The organism is Winslowiella toletana (assembly GCF_032164335.1).
Classification (GTDB): domain Bacteria; phylum Pseudomonadota; class Gammaproteobacteria; order Enterobacterales; family Enterobacteriaceae; genus Erwinia; species Erwinia toletana_A.
Map to the genome: position 1 here is coordinate 4332765 of NZ_CP134152.1, position 18392 is coordinate 4351156.

Below are 18392 nucleotides of genomic sequence, written 5' to 3' on the forward strand. Positions count from 1 at the left end.
AGCCGCAGCCACGCTGGAGCAATCAATGCTGAGACTGTTACCTGTTTGAAAGATGCGAAAATCCATTAATTTCATAACATCAAATGTTAAACCAATGAGGCCGCAGGATTCCGGCCTCATATTTTATTAGCGGCATAAAGAAAATAACCGATTACTTTTTGGCTTAATATCAATATTATGTCGTTTTGATGGCAATATTTTTAGCTTTCTGCATTAATTTATCGCTGGGCAACATATTTTCCGCAAAATGAAAACCCGCGGAGCCTGGATAGCCGTAATCCTGGTAGATGATACGCTGAGCATTATCCATACTCTGGTATTTATTTAACCAATCCTGCGGGTCCATAATGTATGAACCGCCCGGATGATTAAATAACTTACCGCCTTCAGGATCAAATATTTTATCTTCCCCTCCTATCTTTCCTGTCAAAACAAAATGAGCCTTCGGATATTTTTCGCCTTCAGTCCAGATATAAATTCCACGATACTTAATATCTGTAACTCCCTTTTCTTTAAGTGTCTTTTCTAATTTTACCATCAACTCCCGAGAGTGATCAGCTGGCGCATCCATCAGCCGATTAATCTCCGGGTCACCTAACCGTAAGAAATATTTACGTGTCAGAGAAACCTCAGGCTGCCTGACATTTTTTTGTGATTGTAATGGCTCCTGTGGGGAAACATCAGCAGGCGAATCTACTTCTGAAACCCAAGCTGGTGTACTCAATTTTTTTTCTCCAGCAATCAAGCTATCCGTGCTAAAGCGCTTAAACAGAGAAATGCTGCTGATAGACTTCAAAGCACTCTTTAATGCTATATCATGATATATAATACGTTTATCCTTACCCTCTCCTTGATATTTTTTCAGCCAGGCATCATTAGAAAGAATCAATGGATCATTCATCGTCGGGATAGCCTTCTGTGCAGAAAGATCAAATACGTAATCCTTGCCATATTTTTGGGCCACTACCACAAAATGAGGTTTCCCTTCCTGCTGTTTACTATCATCCCATATATGAATAATACGATGACGAAAATTACAGAAACCCTCTTTATTTAGAGCAGTAATCACTGGATCGATGATATTTTTTGCGGCATTTTTATCAGAATTCATTCCTGCTTTCAGCTCAGGCTGGTGATTAACAATTTTTATTAAAAGCTCACCATTACTGGCCTGAATATCCAGTTTCTTACTCAATTGCTCTGTGGTTACGGCCCGTGAAGGTGCCCCTTCTGATGAGCGCCAGCCCGTAGCCCATTTCGGTTTAGTCAGCTGAGTCTCCCCTTTAAAAAGTTGACCATGGTGATTCTTCATATTATATCTTTTTTCATCATAAGCGTATTTTGCCCGAGTTGCATTTGTGAAATCCATGTACATAATATATGCATCATCTGCCTCCTGAGAAACGTTAGCCGCCCACTCATCCTCAGAAAGCACTAAGGGATCATTAAATTGTTTTAAAAACTTATTTACTTCCAGGTCGAAAGCATACTTTTTCCCATGATTTTCAGCAACAACAACATAGTTGACGTCCGCAGTTTTATCCTCTTTATTATCAAATTTAATCACAGCGCGGTACTGGATATTTTTGAAGCCTTTTTCTTTAAGAGAATCCGCAACTATACGCATGATTTTTAGAGAATTATTTTTCTGTTCATTCTGCAGATCAGTAACTTCCTTTGTTTGAAGATCCTTTTTGAAATCCCCACTCTCAATAGCCGCATAAAACATTAAAGCAGGATTTCCTGTTGGTTTCAGCTCAGTCTCTCCAATGCGAACCTTAGTATTGCCATTGCGATTGCAGCTTAAATATTCTTTATAAAAATCATCACGAGTTAAAATGATAAAATTTGGCGAGCTTAAATGATAATCAGTATATAAAACACGATGAAGTTCAGACTTAATGTTATATTTTTCCGTCCACTCACTCAGCTTAGAAATTTCTGGTTTATCATATGTTCCAGTTGATTTATTTCTCGCAAAATCCAGAATATAATCCTGGCCATTTAATTTACCTACCCACGCAAAGTGATTTTGCGATGCGGATTGTTTATTATCATCCCAGACATGCATAGCCCGTACTCTTACATCAGTAAATCCTGCATTATGCATAGCGGATGCAACTCGCCTTATATCCCCTCCTTCTAACTGCCCTACAGCTGATCCTGTAATACTGTTAATTTTTTCATTTCCGGTAATAGCAGATAATATTTTTCTTTTATCGATAAAGGTGGCTGACGTAATATCACTTGACGGTTGCACTGTATCTTTAGCCGGCTGTGGTGATGCATCTATCTGCACGGGTATGAGATCTGCCTCACTTCCGTCTGGTATATCACTATAAAAACTCTCAAACGAAGATGATCCACCGTCATTCGCTATTTTGAAAGCAACATAATTTTCAATCGTATCCTTAACCGGATTAACACTATTCATATGACTCTCCCAGGGAAAATTAACTCCTTTTTTTTCTAAGAGATCAAAAAATTTCGTTTTACTAAACATTAAGGCATCTGAATACATTGAACCAATAACATTCGCCTTAGTCGTACTTAAAATGTTCGCCCCTGTCTCCGGGTCGGCGGCTACTGCTTTGAGCACATCTTTAGCTACCGTCAACCCGGCATTTGCTGCCATTGAATACAAGAATGACGCCGTAGCACTACCGGCACCATTAGATGCCAGTGCCGCAATGAAACCAAGCGCTATATATGCAACATCAATAACCGTATCCAGCGTATTTTCAAAATTACTTGTTACCCGAGTATCAAAATCGATTATAGCTCGTTTACATATAGCCTCCGAAAGCATAGAGCCAACCGTTTTACCCTCATCGATGGTTATCGTTTCTACTTTTTTATTACCGAGTACGAAAGCTCTGAATCCATCCTCATCATTAGCTAAATTATAACTATGCTGAGCGTCTACCGGCATATGTTTAAAAAGCCAGTCAAGGGCTTCTTTATACTCAACACCCTCATCTGTCATTGTCACGATTCTGTGACCACCAAATGCGTTAATCATCAGATAATCTTTACCATCACGAAAGGCAACGGCATCACTTACCGTATATCCAGCTACCTTCAACATTTCAGGTTTTTTGCCACCATTGATATATTCACGTAGCTGTGGCCTAAATCGATCAAGGACAGGATCTTTTTTATCAACGATCTCCATACATGTTGCTTTGATAGTGGTTTCATAATAGAGATCTAAATCTTCTCTATTTAACGTACCTGGTGAGAAAGTCGTTATTTTATTGTAGTACCAAGTTTTAAAATTGCCCGGTAGATTCCCTGAAACTGAGTTACTGGATTTAAGTATTGTACCGTAAGGGTGCTTACCTTGCGGAGAACGGTCGACGGGATATTTCCCATCCGGATATTTAGCTTTCAGCCCCTCGCCGGCCGGATATTTTCCGTTAAAATCGCCAATTCTGACGTTATCATACTTAGTAACATTATATCCATTTGGAAACAGCTTATCTCTTAATTCACGGGAGACATTAGGATGCCAAAGAATATTATATTGTAAGTTACTCACCTTACCAAAAAGCAAATCAGATAACTTGACCTCAATTAATTCACCGCGACTAATATTAAGTTTTATATAGACTTTACTATCAAGATCTTCAATAAAACCGTGTTCTCCACGAGCACCACGCTGCTCCTCAGGAACTGACTTAATCAGTTCATCCATATATATACCAGCAGCCAGTTCCGGTGTGAAAATTCCTCCTACCCGATGATTAAATCCATCGGAGTACTGACGTATTTTATAGTTTATTTTATCGACACTATTTTCAGCAAAGAAGTTTCGCTGAATGGCATCCAACTCTATATCATCATTCTGGGTATTTATATGATCATCACTACGCCGTTTTCGAACCTTAACATTATCGCTGTTATCCTGTAACGACCCCGAATCAACATTACTATCTTGAACTGCCCTATCACCATCGATATTTAGTTCTGTTAGTTGCAGGGCATTCTGATTTTGAGCAACAGATGCAGCGTACGTCATAACCGCAACAGCCTCATCAATCATCTTTAAACCCTGAATTTTATTCTCAACGTAGGCCGCCTTTACGATGTCTATCCCTTCAGACAGCGGCCTGGATGCAGCAGCAAACGTGGCGTTATCCACCAGATCTTTCATCAGGTTATATGAAAATTTATCCGCACCGTCGCGCGCCAGGGAATAGCCGGTCAGGGCCGCGCTCGCTAAAAATTTCCACATGTGCGGCAGCACAAAGTCAGCCACCTGCTTCGTCAGCTGAGTGAGGAAGCTTGCCCCCAGCACCGCCGCCTCTTTGGCCGGCGCCGGCTGCCCCGGCATCACCGCATGCTGCAGGCTGCTGTACGCCTGATAAAAGGTCAGCGGCAGCAGCGCCGCCTTCAGAATGCTCAGGTTCGGGATTAGATTGCGCGGCAGGCAGGACGTCAGCCGCTCGACCGTCATGTCCACGCTGGCGTAAACCAGCCTGCCCACCATGCTGCTGCGGCCCGCCTTCGCCAGGTACTCACCCGCCGTCGGGTATTTCGCCATCACTTCTTCGATCGTTGCGGGCGTCAGCAGCGTGCCATTGCCCGCCGCGACCACCGCCGCCATCACTCTGGCCAGCATCACCGTCCCGTCCGGGTCATCCTTTTTGCCGAAGTGCCCGGGTATTTCTTTATTGACCACCTCCCCGACCATCCTGTCGAACAGCCACGGCTTAAACCCGGGATCTGCCTGCATTGACGCCTTCATCTGCGCAAAATACTGCCCGAGGTGCAGGGCGATGCGCGCGTCCTTTGAGAACACGTCCACCGGTTTTCCGGTCGCCTTCTGCACCGCCTGGCCAAGCTCCAGCACCGAATCCTGCACACGCAAACTGGCCTTCTGGCTGCTCACTATTCCCCGGTTGTACTCCTCCAGGCTGGCGCCCTCTGAGCCGGGGCCGGTATTCGCCATGTTGCCCACCGCCCCTTTCATTTTTTCCGCCGCCGCGCGGAAGTGCCGCTCGGCCCGGTCAATCTCGGCCTTGAACGTCCTGAGCTTCTTCACCTGCTTGTCATGCTGTTTATACCGCTCCGCGGTCTCCTTCAGCACCGCCCGCAGCTCTTCCGAGCAGCCTTCCACCTCATCGCGGGCGGCGGACAACGCCTCCGACTGCTGGTTGAACATCAGCTGCGCCTGCTCCCTCAGCTGTGCTTCACTTTTTTCCTTCTTTGCCGCGCCGCCGGGCGTAAGGCCGCCCGCCAGGTGCTGCCCGGCGGCGGCCAGTGCGCTCCCGGCGGCCGATCCCTCCGTAATTTCATCCATCAAGCCGGAGACCCCGTCCGGCGACTTGTCGTAAGCCAGGGTCGCCCTTGCCAGCGTCTCCGTCGCCGCGATCAGTTTTTCCGAGGCGTTCTGGTGCTTTTTCATCGCCACCAGCAGCGGGTGATAGGCCGCCCGCACCTGGCTGTTTATTTTTTGCGTGACCGCATCCCCGGCCCCTTTTTCGAGCCTGGCTTCAAAAGAGAGGTGGGCATCCCCGACCCAGCGCGCGGCGTCCTGAACGGCGTGGTTAGCCTTGTTGATGTAGCTGGTCGTCAGTTTTGCGACGTGCCTGATGGCGGCCGGCAGCGTCATCCCCTGGTTTGCCGTGCTGCGTACCAAATCGCGGAAAAACGCCGGGCTTTTATGCCAGGCGTTCCCCATCGCTTTTTGCAGCGTTCCAACACTTTCGGCCGAAGTGGCTTTTTCCACCGCGCGGAAGGCTTTTTTAGACAGCTCTGCCAGCTGCCCCATGCGCGACCTGGCCGGCTGGATCGCCTGCTCCATCGCCTTCAGGCTTTCCCGCATCAGCTTCAGCTTTTTGTTGACCAGCCCGGCCTGGATCGCTATCGCTCCGCATGCCCCTTCGGAAAGCGGCGACAGCCTGCCCAGCTCCTTAGTAAAGGCCTTTTCTGCCTGGTCGGTCGCCTTCGCCGCGTCGTGCAGCCCTTCCGCAACCGCCTTTATCAGCGCCGGGTCAGGGTCCGGCGCCTTTCCGGCCACCGGCGTTAACAGCTTGCTGGCCACCGGCAGAGCCAGGGCGGCCTTCATCAGCGCGTCGGTCTGGGCGCGCAGCGCCTTTTTAAGGCTGGTCACGTCGGCCTGCACGTCCTTGTCTGCTGACGTTATCGCCAGCGTACTGGCTATCGCCTTGTGCAGTGCTTCAGCCACCTCCGTCACGGCCTCACTGCCGCTGCCTTCAGGGGACTGCGCCTTCAGCGACTGGAGCAGGGTGCTGTCCAGTTCAAGGTGCAGAATTTTGCTGTTGTGCCCCTTACTGCGGAACTCGTCCAGCATCGGATAGCTGTATTCCAGCTTGTCCGTAAGCAGCTGGCGCAGCTGATCGAGCTGAAACTGGGCCGCGTGGCAGCCCGGCGCCAGCAGGTCCTTCACGCTGGCGGGCGGCGCGCTGCCGGGCTGATTCGCGGCCATCACCAGGCCGGTCAGGTCCTTAATATCTCCGGCAAAAGTTTTATCTCTCAGCAAGTCCGACAGGAAGGCCGGAACGCCCCCGTCATGCTGCCAGCGCTCCCCGGCATCCATCACGACTTGCCCCAGCAGCTGTCTGGCCTGCGGGCAGACGGAAATGTCAGCCACCGCGGACGGGATATTACCGTTTTTCGCCCCGGTGGCTGCGGTCCGGCTGATATACACGGCAGAAGCGGACGACGCAGATTGTAAAAGATTAGGCATAATGAGGTGATCCCGGTCATCAGCGGTCAATAATGATCCCGCAAAGTTAGCGGTATCATTGAGGCCAGTCTTTGGCTTTTGAGCAGGTTCTTCTTATTACTGCGTCATGTTTTTTCAGGGAAGGTAAAGGTAGATAGTAAGGATAACGGTGCCGCGATAAGTGGATAAGTAGCGACTAATGCCTGACAGAGACCATCAGGCGTTAGTCGCTTAATAACGCTAACTGGTCATTTTTCCATAAGCGTTAGCTGACGGGAGTTGTTCAAAGTCTTTGAACTTTATCGTCACTCCAGGATATTTGGCTGCATAGTTTGAGTCCCATTCGCTTTTAGTGAGGGCTTTATTACTGATTTTATCCGGCAGCGCTTTATGTGCCAGAATATCAAATACATATTCCTTTCCATCTTTGTTTGCCACAACAACCGAATGGTCAACAGAACTGTTATTGACTCCATCCTTGAATATTTTTACGCTCCGAAAACGAACATTTTCAAATTCTTCCTCCTTAAGCGTGTCGGCAAAAAATTGCTGATGAATTTCAGGAGTATAAATCGGGGACGACTTAGCAATTTTCGCAACGACGGTATTCGTCAAATGGCTAAAATAGCGCTGACTATCAATATCATCGTTAGGCTGAGGATCAGCGGCTGGTGGTATCAACAGTTGGGATATCGAAGTCGTTTCCTTAAAATCATGCGTTTTTATCACGATTCCAGAGTAGAAGTGTTGATTACTCTCATTATAGTTTTCCAGAGCATGAACCCCTCGATTTTGACCTGGTATTGATTTATTTTCTAATACATCGAATACATAGTCTTTTCCATAGTCCGTTGCAACCACGACAACATGTTGCTGCGGCTTTTTATCTTCCCCATCCAGATATATGTCAATGCGGCGGAAACGGATATTCTCAAATCTTTCTTCCTTAAGCGTATCGCCAGTAACGCGCAAGTAAAGTTCAGGACTATACGGTTTTGACGACTGACTTCCGGAAGAAACCACCTTGTTATGCAAATAGGCATAAAAAGCCTTGCTGTCAATGCCACTGCCCTGCAATGGTTCGGATTCTTTTAATTCTTGCGGCCAGCTTGCTGTTTTGGATGTGCTCTCTTCCATACCAGCCTGATTAACCCTGGCAGCATGAATATGTACTTGCTCTAACACGGCTTGTGGCAACGTTAATACAGTACCTGCACTGATATAATTAGGATTAGATATTTTTTTGGCGTTAGCATAATAGATTAGAGTACCTTTATCGGCTGTAACGCCCAAATCTTTGAAAACTGCATCGAGAGAAGATTCTTGCAAAAGTGTATATTGGTCACCTTCAACTCTACCCACTGAATTATCTGTTTTATCTGGCACGGGTTGTGGTAAAAGGACCTTCTTCGGAGCCGGTTCGCGCGAAGGTTTATATTGAACACCTTCACCCTTCTCCACGGCCTCCATCATAACTTGTTCTTCTAAGTACGAGCGGTAACTCTGCATTACATCTGCTGGAAGAGTCAGCTTCGTTTCAGCGGGAATGTTGTCAGGATCTGATATTACCCTTCTGTTCTCCTTGAATATCCCAAAAAACATCCTGGATGGAATCCCCAGTTCTTTACAGATAGTATCCTGATTGGTAGATTGTAAAACATGATAGACGTCACCTCTAACTTTACCTGTCACACCATTCTTTTTCGCCTCGATAAGATCCAGTATCGGCTCTGGAATAATCAATTTTATACCCGGGGGAATTTTTTGAGTATTATTGATTAGCTTACGATTCGCATTTAATATCAAACCAAACTTCTCAGGCGGAATCTCCAAATCTTTACAGATGGACTCCTTACTGGCTGTTCGCAGAACATGATACTCGCTACCTTTAACCTTACCGGTCTCGCCTTTTAATTTTGCCTGATATACTTCCAGAACATTGTCTGGAATAATCAGCTCCGTTTCTGGACGAATGTTGAAAACATCGGTGAGTGACTCCATATTCGCTCTGTATATTAAATAAAAATCCTCATAGGTAATTCCTATATCTTTACAGATCGAGTCCTGGCTGGCAGGTTTCAAAACTTTATAAACGTTGCCAGTTAGCTGGCTCTCCTGACCTTCACTGGCCAGCAGGAAAGGATCCAGTACAACATCAGGAAGATTCAATTTTGTACCCGGCAGGATTTTATCCTCATTGTTTTCAATTATATCTGGATTGGCAGCAACTATCAGATGGAACTGAGCCACAGTAATATTCAAGTCTTTACAGACTGCCTCACGACTGGTTGTCCGGTAAACCACATACTTATTATCTTCAATTCGACCCGTAGCCCCTTTACAGTACAGCTGGTAAGCCTGCTGAATATTGTCTGAAAGAGTCAGCTCTGTACCTGCAGGAATCTTATTAGGATCGATGATTTTATCCGCATTATCAGTATAGATCAGACCAAACTGTCTCGAATCCAGCCCCAAACTTTTGGTAATAGCATTTGCGTTAGTCTCCTTATCAATTACATATTTACCATCTGTAACCTTCCCCGGTACATCTTTCGCATTTATTAAACCCAATCGTTCCTTCCTGAGCAGATTGGGCTCGATAATCAGCTTTGTCCCTGCTGGAATATTCATAGGGTCTTTGATGCTATTGTCGTACTGTAGCTTAGAAAACTCTGTCATTGTGATGCTTAAATCAGCACAAACAGAAAAGAGATCGGCAGGTTTCAACACTTTATAGGTATTATCTAACAGGATGCCTGTTGCCTTTGACTGAGCTGCAAGTTGGCTATTAATTTTTGTAAGCCCCGCATCTGGAATTTTCTTTCCGTTTGGTAGCTCTGCCTTTTCCACTTCATCCTGGTTGGTGCTGAAAGGTAAGTTGGAAGCGACGTTATTAGCCGCATGAAAACCAGCCACATTTATCTTACTGTCACGGATAAACTCTAACGTACGACCGTTAAACACCTTTTTGATACCCAGGGAATTCAATATCTGATTAACTTTCGGCGAAGCACATATTAACAGCCCATCAACAATAAGACTTGCCGCGATATTCGCGGTCATAGAATCTAAGATCGCTTGCCTTTCTTCTGCGTTATCTTTAAAACCGTACTTAACGAGGTCTTTAACGCCTGTCGATGTGGTTGCAAAAAGCAACTGCGCTATGCATCCTCCTACAGTTGTCAAAGGAAGCCCGCCCAGAGCTATCCCCGCCACAGTACCACCGATAATAAAGCTGTAGTCGATAATATCATCAATTAAATATTCATTGCGAGTTTTGACCATACTATTAATATCGTCAATTGCACGTTGACATGTATTATAAAATGTTTGTTTAAAGGTATCCGTTGACAGAACAGTCTTTAGCGGTGAAAATATCTTATTTGAACCATCCAGCACATTATAACTAGGTGCAAATACGCTACTTCCCAGATGATTTGGGTTAACAAACCTGAACGCATACTCATTTCCTGGTTTTATTCTGTATGCATACTGATTATTTGCACTCATATGAGAAACGATCCATTTCTGGGTGTCGTAATCACTAAGCCCACCGGGAGTATTTTCAATGACTTTATAGGTACCCTGAATATCCCATGCCAGTATTTTATTCCCTACTGACACAGCAACAACCTCTGTTAGTGTTCCGGTTCGAAATTTCAGATGCTCAGCTTCTCTTTTCCCATAGATAAAAGCCTCAAGCTGTATCTTGAAATCCTTGAGATCAGGTTTTTTTGCTAACTCACTGGCTGAATGTTTAAAGTTGGCTTTGTAAAAATTTTCCATATCAGAAATTTTTTCTGGATCGCCCCTGACACTATCCATTTCACTTTCAAATTTCTTCAAAATATCGGCAGCCAGATCTCCCAATTTAGTACCATTTTCATATATCGCATGCTCATTAGACTTTTGAGTGGGGCCGAGAGCTGGTCCAGGAACTTTGAATTTATCATCACCCAATAATTTAAGTTCTTTGCCGAACTCTATATTAAAATCAGGTCTGTCTCTGACAAAGTTATGCGGTAATCGGTAACCGGTTATGTCGACTTTTCCCTGGGCGATATCGAGTAAAGAAAACTCTTCCTCTTCCCCTAACCATTTACTTTTAAGCGTTATTTTGCTGTCAACAGCATCTAAGCCGCCGCGTTCACTTTTTGGATAACGATTAATTATCTCCATAATATAATTTTCAGTGAATTTTCTGGGAAAAAGGCCTTCAGAATCTCTGACCTTACTTCCACGCATTACTGAATTCATAAAGTCTGTTGTTTCTGTTGCTACTCTATTTAAATCCAACTTACTACGTTTAATCTCGGTTTCCCGAAGATTGTTTCTTAACGTTTCAACATTTTCTATCGCGATATTTAATCTATTATAAGCATTTAGCCGTTCACCTCCGACTGACTTCTTGCCATTTAAATCATTAAATCCCTTATATGCCGCTTTATATTCCTCCACAGCTAATTCCACCTGATAAGGTGTAGTAATTTTTTCCTTTACCTTAAGAGGCTCGTTATCCTTAAAACGTTCAAAAAATCGAGTGATGAAGGAACGTTCTTTTCGGCTTTTTCCTGTCACTTCTTCTACCGGCGGGCTCTCATCTGTGGCCGCTACCGATGCCGCATCCGCCGCGTCCGCCGCGTCCAGAGTAGCCTTACCCTGTTCAACTACCGATGATAAGCGGTCAATCTGTTGTTGAGCAGCAGTATTCGCAACCACAATCTCCTCAACAGCCGCAGCAACGGCTTCACCTGCCGCCGCCATTCTTAAAGCATTTATTTTGTTTTCGACGTAGGCGTCCTTTACGATGTCTATCCCTTCAGACAGCGGCCTGGACGCCGCGGCAAACGTGGCGTTATCCACCAGATCTTTCATCAGGTTATATGAAAATTTATCCGCACCGTCGCGCGCCAGGGAATAACCGGTCAGGGCCGCGCTCGCTAAAAATTTCCACATGTGCGGCAGCACAAAGTCAGCCACCTGCTTCGTCAGCTGAGTGAGGAAGCTTGCCCCCAGCACCGCCGCCTCTTTGGCCGGCGCCGGCTGCCCCGGCATCACCGCATGCTGCAGGCTGCTGTACGCCTGATAAAAGGTCAGCGGCAGCAGCGCCGCCTTCAGTATGCTCAGGTTCGGGATTAGATTGCGCGGCAGGCAGGACGTCAGCCGCTCGACCGTCATGTCCACGCTGGCGTAAACCAGCCTGCCCACCATGCTGCTGCGGCCCGCCTTCGCCAGGTACTCACCCGCCGTCGGGTATTTCGCCATCACTTCTTCGATCGTTGCGGGCGTCAGCAGCGTGCCATTGCCCGCCGCGACCACTGCCGCCATCACTCTGGCCAGCATCACCGTCCCGTCCGGGTCATCCTTTTTGCCGAAGTGCCCGGGTATTTCTTTATTGACCACCTCCCCGACCATCCTGTCGAACAGCCACGGCTTAAACCCGGGATCTGCCTGCATTGACGCCTTCATCTGCGCAAAATACTGCCCGAGGTGCAGGGCGATGCGCGCGTCCTTTGAGAACACGTCCACCGGTTTTCCGGTCGCCTTCTGCACCGCCCGGCCAAGCTCCAGTACCGAATCCTGCGCACGCAAACTGGCCTTCTGGCTGCTCACTATTTCCCGGTTGTACTCCTCCAGGCCGGCGCCCTCTGAGCCGGGGGCGGTATTCGCCATGTTGCCCACCGCCCCTTTCATTTTTTCCGCCGCCGCGCGGAAGTGGCGCTCGGCCCGGTCAATCTCGGCCTTGAACGTCCTGAGCTTCTTCACCTGCTTGTCATGCTGTTTATACCGCTCCGCGGTCTCCTTCAGCACCGCCCGCAGCTCTTCCGAGCAGCCTTCCACCTCATCGCGGGCGGCGGACAACGCCTCCGACTGCTGGTTAAACATCAGCTGCGCCTGCTCCCTCAGCTGTGCTTCACTTTTTTCCTTCTTTGCCGCGCCGCCGGGCGTAAGGCCGCCCGCCAGGTGCTGCCCGGCGGCGGCCAGTGCGCTCCCGGCGGCCGATCCCTCCGTAATTTCATCCATTAAGCCGGAGACCCCGTCCGGCGACTTGTCGTAAGCCAGGGTCGCCCTTGCCAGCGTCTCCGTCGCCGCGATCAGTTTTTCCGAGGCGTTCTGGTGCTTTTTCATCGCCACCAGCAGCGGATGATAGGCCGCCCGCACCTGGCTGTTTATTTTTTGCGTGACCGCATCCCCGGCCCCTTTTTCGAGCCTGGCTTCAAAAGAGAGGTGGGCATCCCCGACCCAGCGCGCGGCGTCCTGAACGGCGTGGTTAGCCTTGTTGATGTAGCTGGTCGTCAGTTTTGCGACGTGCCTGATGGCGGCCGGCAGCGTCATCCCCTGGTTTGCCGTGCTGCGTACCAAATCGCGGAAAAACGCCGGGCTTTTATGCCAGGCGTTCCCCATCGCTTTTTGCAGCGTTCCAACACTTTCGGCCGAAGTGGCTTTTTCCACCGCGCGGAAGGCTTTTTTAGACAGCTCTGCCAGCTGCCCCATGCGCGACCTGGCCGGCTGGATCGCCTGCTCCATCGTCTTCAGGTTTTCCCGCATCAGCTTCAGCTTTTTGTTAACCAGCCCGGCCTGGATCGCTACCGCCTTTGCTCCGCCAGCCCCTTCGGAAAGCGGCGACAGCCTGACCAGCTCCTCTGTGAATGCCTTTTCTGCCTGGTCGGTCGCCTTCGCCGCGTCGTGCAGCCCTTCCGCAACCGCCTTTATCAGCGCCGGGTCAGGGTCCGGCGCCTTTCCGGCCACCGGCGTTAACAGCTTGCTGGCCACCGGCAGAACCAGGGCGGCCTTCATCAGCGCGTCGGTCTGGGCGCGCAGCGCCTTTTTAAGGCTGGTCACGTCGGCCTGCACGTCCTTGTCTGCTGACGTTATCGCCAGCGTACTGGCTATCGCCTTGTGCAGTGCTTCAGCCACCTCCGTCACGGCCTCACTGCCGCTGCCATCCGGGGACTGCGCCTTCAGCGACTGGAGCAGGGTGCTGTCCAGTTCAAGGTGCAGAATTTTGCTGTTGTGCCCCTTACTGCGGAACTCGTCCAGCATCGGGTAGCTGTATTCCAGCTTGTCCGTAAGCAGCTGGCGCAGCTGATCGAGCTGAAACTGGGCCGCGTGGCAGCCCGGCGCCAGCAGGTCCTTCACGCTGGCGGGCGGCGCGCTGTCGGGCTGATTCGCGGCCATCACCAGGCCGGTCAGGTCCATAATTTCTTTGACAAATTTTTCATCTTTCAGCAAGTCCGACAGGAAGGCCGGAACGCCCTCCTCATGCTGCCAGCGCTCCCCGGCATCCATCACTATCTGCCCCAGCAGCTGTTTGGCCTGCGGACAGACGGAAATATCACCCATCACGCTTCTCACGAACGAATTATTTTCGGTCATTGCCTCCGCGGCAGCGGTATGGCTGGTTTGCCCGGCAGAAGTGGACGACGCAGATTGTAAAATTTTAGGCATGATGAGTTTGTTCCGGTAATCAGCAGTGAATAATAATCCCGCGAAGTTACTGGTATCATTAAGGCCAGTCTTTAGCTTTTAGACCGGTTCTTCTTTTTACTGCGTCATGTTTTTTCAGGGAAGGTAAAGGTTAGTTGCGCCAGGAAAAGCCGGATAACCAGCGTGACGATGGCCTGAGTTTTATGGCGATTCACCTACCGATACAGGTGCTTTCTGAAAGCCGAAAAAGGGGGCAGTACTTTCCGCATCAGTTGGCTATAATAGCCGTCACTCGAGTGAAGACTATTGAAGGAATACCAGATGAGTTTGAACCATGTTCCCGCGGGTAAAGACCTGCCAGAAGATATCTATGTGGTTATCGAAATCCCGGCCAACGCGGATCCGATCAAATACGAAGTAGATAAAGAGTCTGGCGCACTGTTCGTTGACCGTTTTATGTCTACCGCCATGTTCTACCCGTGCAACTATGGTTACATCAACCACACGCTGTCGCTGGACGGTGATCCGGTTGACGTACTGGTGCCAACCCCTTATCCGCTGCAGCCGGGTTCTGTTATTCGTTGCCGTCCGGTTGGCGTGCTGAAAATGACTGATGAATCTGGTGAAGATGCGAAACTGGTTGCAGTTCCACACACCAAACTGTCGAAAGAGTACGATCACATCAAAGATGTGAACGACCTGCCAGAACTGCTGCGTGCGCAGATCACTCACTTCTTCGAGCAATACAAAGCGCTGGAAAAAGGGAAATGGGTGAAAGTGGAAGGTTGGGATAACGCTGAAGCGGCTAAAGCTGAGATTATCACGTCTTTCGAACGCGCTAAGAACAAGTAATCCCCTCTTAAATGATCAAGGCTGAACCGTATGAGGTTCAGCCTTTAATCACTGTTTGCGCCTGATGTTAATGCCCATGATAACGGCCCCACAATGCGCTAATCACTTCACTGGAAGCTGTACAGGCATTAAGTAACAGAGCAAGCTGCTGGCGCTGCTGCTCCTGACTCAGTAATAATTGCTGCCGCAGTTGCTGCTCACCAGTCTGCAATCGGGCCAGTAACTGATCACGCTCTATGCCCTGCGTATCACGTCTCAGTCGGTTTTCCAATGCGGTTAAACGGGCCATAAAACCTCCTCGGCATGGCTTAATGATTAAGGGGTAAAGAGACTAATCGCTCGCCCTGCATCAGGCTGATTGAAGAGCGGCTAAGTGCGTAAATCTTGTAACCATTAGGCAAAATGGCCCCCTGCTGCAAACGCATATTATTTGCCAGTTGCAGATAAACCGAATCTTTGTTGCCACCTACACTGATTACTGCGGCAGGCAGCAAATTGGCCGTCGCACCAGTTGGGATATTCTGAAAGCGTGACAGCAGCCGTGGCTCTCCTTCACGATTAAACTCGGCGGTTAACTGCGCCATTTTCGCCGCTTGCTGTGCATCCAACTGCCCATTGATCAATAACTCTTTGCCAATCACCCGCACGCTTATTCCTTCCAGCAAATTATGCTGCTTTAACTTCTCCAGCAGCCGCTGGAACAATTCGGCCTGATCGTTGATGACTTTCCAGTGTTTCAGGTATCTGACTTCCTGCAAGCGGCTACTGGCTCGTAACCACGCCGCATCCCCTTTGATGGCACCATGAATTTCCACGCTATCCGGCGTACTGCCGCTGGTTAAGTCGATATCGTAATAGCCATTTAATGCCAGTACCTGACGCACCTGCTGATGCAATGCATCAACGCCGAGACTTTGATCGTAAAAGTGCAGCCCGTGGTTACGCAGTTGCTCACGCAGTTGCGCAACGGCCTGCGAAGTCACACTCAGACCACTAAGATGCACGATGCCTTGATCATCGATACGCGCTTCCAGCCCGGCCAGTTTCGGGTTTTCCAACATTTTCGCCAGCCACTGCTGCGGGTTAAACGGCGCGACCGGTTCTGGCGGATTGCGGCTGAAAGTCATTACTGCCACTATCACCAGCAGAGCAGCCAATACCAGCCCCCATGGCCAGACGCGGCTTTTCTGCTGTCGGGCGATCCCAGTCGGCTCAGCGCTGCTGCGCGGCGGCAATGTCAGAGACGGCAAACTGCTGCCTGCGGGGCCAATCACCAGGCCAAGACCTGCGAGATCAATCGCTTTACCCACAGGTAACGGTTGAGTGGTATCCCACGGCTTGCCGTCGACCCAGGCCGGTACCGCCGGGGCCAGCGTAATTCCTTCAGCCGCCACCGTCAGTACCGTGCTTGCTCCCAGCTCAAGCGGCAAAGCGATATCCGCATCACTGCCACCGAGGCGCGTCTCACCCGCCGGTAGATCCAGCTCCCGACCCATCAGTGGGCCGTTCAGCCATTTAATTTTAAATAAAAATTCCATACCGGCTCCGGGATCAGGACTGGGTTGAGGGTTCAGCCTTAATCAGAAACAGACGAACCGTACTGCGGGTGTTATTTTGCTTGGAACGGAACAAACTGCCCACGAGTGGAAGATCACCCAGTAACGGTATTTTGCTCACGCCTTCGCTGTTTTCATTCTGCACAAAGCCACCCAGTAACAGACTCTGACCCGCACGCAGCAGCGTCTGGGTAGAGACTTCAGAGCTCAGCGTCTGCGGTAGCGGTTCCTGAACACTGGTAGAGTCAATTTGTCGTCCATCCTGGATGACCAGTTTCAACATCATCTGCTTTTGACCATTTTCATCAATCAGGCGCGGCGTCACACGCAGCAAAGTGCCGGTTGAAATCGATTCCACCTTGGCAACGTTTTCCGCCAATAGCTTCGTGTGGAAAGTGATACTGCGATCCAGCACTGCCTGGGTGTTATCCAGCGTCACTACCGAGGGACGCGAGAGAATTTGCGCTTTAGCATTTTGCTGTAACGCATTGAGTCTAATCATAAAATTCGGCGTATTCGAGATGACGGATGAGAAGTTATTGGCATTCGCTTCGCCGTTACTGTTAAAGCTAATCCGCCCCCCACCGATTTTGGTCGACATCGCCCAGTCAATGCCTAACGAGCTGAGATCCTGGGCATTGACATCAATGATCAGCACCGCGATTTCAATCAATGCTGGCTTGCGGTCAAACTCCTTAATCAACTTTTCATACAGCGGCATGTTGATTTTTCGGTCACGCACAATCACCGCGTTTTGCTGAACATCGGCAGAAAACATCGGCAGAGATCGGTCTGAGGGTTGCTGTTGCCCCTGATTTTCCTGTAACGGCAGCGTTCGCCCCTGCGCCATCTCTTTCAGCATACTGACCGTACCGGGCACCACCACCTGCTGACCGCGATAGTTGTAATTACTGTCTGATGCACTGGCATATTTCAGCGGGAAGAAGCGAATAATTTCCTGATTTTGATCGTGATTCAGCTTCTGCTCGTCGATGCGCTTTGAGACGGTATCGACACGTTTAAGGCAAATCGGTACGCCTTCAACCTGTAAAGCATTCGACGCCGGCAGTTTACGCACCCGGCAATTACGCTTATCCAGAATGCCGCTGGTCGTAAGCTGGCGGGTCAATGTGTCTACGGTCAGATAAGTTGGCGTAATCAACATGCTGCTGACTTCTTGCGCCTTATAGATATAGATCGCCTGACCATCGTAGTACCACGCCAGTTTATGTTGGCGTGCCAAATGGTCCAGCGCCTCGGCAGGCGGCATATTCTGAATAACACCGATAAACGGCTCATCAACCTGCTTGCTTACCACCACCGGTACGCCATAGTTGGCACCGAAATCTTGCAGCACATCGATCAGTTTACTGCCGCGGCTGGACAGGAAAAACGGCGCGTTATCCTGCCATGGAATGGTAGCCATCACCTGAGTGCTGGCAAATAACAGCGCGAGACCACACGCCCAATGCATTTTGCGTTTCATCGCCATCCCTCTGCTGGATTAGTGTTCATCTCTGCTGCACCGTATCGGTTCAACCAGTCGCAAACCGCCAGCTGCTGGTTCAGCGCGGCTTCCCACTGAACGGTGGTTTGGGGATCTTTATGACGCCGGACCAGCATTAACCGGTTGGCTTCGAGTATCAGGCAATCGTTAATACAATCGCGAACGGCAGCAAACCACAGGCAAACACGCTGTAGCCAGTCAATTTCACTGATGATCAGGCCGGTATCCATAGCCACGCAGATGGCTTGCGGATAGCAAGCACACCAGGCCGGAGTATCAGCAATGTTCAGTACCAGCCGGTCGCTGCGAGATTCATTCACGCGGACCCACTCCAGTGCGGCAAGGGAGTTGGGGA

The 18392-nt window shown here is 49.2% G+C and carries 7 protein-coding genes; 1 reads left to right on the forward strand and 6 read right to left on the reverse strand.

Annotation, left to right across the window (positions count from 1 at the left end):
• Positions 1–175: 175 nt before the first annotated feature.
• Complete coding sequence (locus tag RIN69_RS19695; protein ID WP_313853938.1) at positions 176–6745, reverse strand: hypothetical protein; 6570 nt, start codon at positions 6743–6745, stop codon at positions 176–178.
• Between the two features lie 189 nt (positions 6746–6934).
• A complete protein-coding gene (locus RIN69_RS19700) occupies positions 6935–14143 on the reverse strand; it encodes a hypothetical protein (protein WP_313853939.1) in 7209 nt (2402 codons plus the stop codon).
• 300 nt (positions 14144–14443) lie between these two features.
• Between RIN69_RS19700 and ppa the strand changes: the two genes are divergently transcribed.
• Complete coding sequence (ppa, locus tag RIN69_RS19705; protein WP_313853940.1) at positions 14444–14974, forward strand: inorganic diphosphatase; 531 nt, start codon at positions 14444–14446, stop codon at positions 14972–14974.
• Positions 14975–15041: 67 nt separating this feature from the next.
• Here ppa and RIN69_RS19710 read toward each other — a convergent pair whose 3' ends face one another.
• The 4 genes from RIN69_RS19710 to RIN69_RS19725 are packed head-to-tail and all read right to left on the reverse strand — an operon-like array spanning position 15042 to position 18357.
• Entirely contained in the window at positions 15042–15263 is a 222-nt protein-coding gene (locus RIN69_RS19710; RefSeq protein ID WP_313853941.1) for an EscE/YscE/SsaE family type III secretion system needle protein co-chaperone, read from the reverse strand.
• Positions 15264–15282: 19 nt separating this feature from the next.
• A complete protein-coding gene (gene sctD, locus RIN69_RS19715) occupies positions 15283–16512 on the reverse strand; it encodes a type III secretion system inner membrane ring subunit SctD (protein WP_313853942.1) in 1230 nt (409 codons plus the stop codon).
• Positions 16513–16525: 13 nt separating this feature from the next.
• Positions 16526–18022, reverse strand: coding sequence for an EscC/YscC/HrcC family type III secretion system outer membrane ring protein (locus RIN69_RS19720; protein WP_390902423.1), 1497 nt, complete (start codon positions 18020–18022; stop codon positions 16526–16528).
• The gene (locus RIN69_RS19725) at positions 18013–18357 is read right to left on the reverse strand and encodes a hypothetical protein (RefSeq protein ID WP_313853944.1); all 345 of its coding nucleotides are present in this window, start codon (positions 18355–18357) and stop codon (positions 18013–18015) included. The genes RIN69_RS19720 and RIN69_RS19725 overlap by 10 nt, the downstream gene beginning before the upstream one ends.
• Positions 18358–18392: the final 35 nt, after the last annotated feature.

What these genes read in the sequence shown, in the direction of transcription:
- RIN69_RS19700 (WP_313853939.1), bottom strand. Translation starts at nt 14,143, where the DNA reads ATGCCTAAAATTTTACAATCTGCGTCGTCCACTTCTGCCGGGCAAACC.
- ppa (WP_313853940.1), top strand. Translation starts at nt 14,444, where the DNA reads ATGAGTTTGAACCATGTTCCCGCGGGTAAAGACCTGCCAGAAGATATC.
- RIN69_RS19710 (WP_313853941.1), bottom strand. Translation starts at nt 15,263, where the DNA reads ATGGCCCGTTTAACCGCATTGGAAAACCGACTGAGACGTGATACGCAG.
- sctD (WP_313853942.1), bottom strand. Translation starts at nt 16,512, where the DNA reads ATGGAATTTTTATTTAAAATTAAATGGCTGAACGGCCCACTGATGGGT.
- RIN69_RS19720 (WP_390902423.1), bottom strand. Translation starts at nt 18,022, where the DNA reads ATGGCGATGAAACGCAAAATGCATTGGGCGTGTGGTCTCGCGCTGTTA.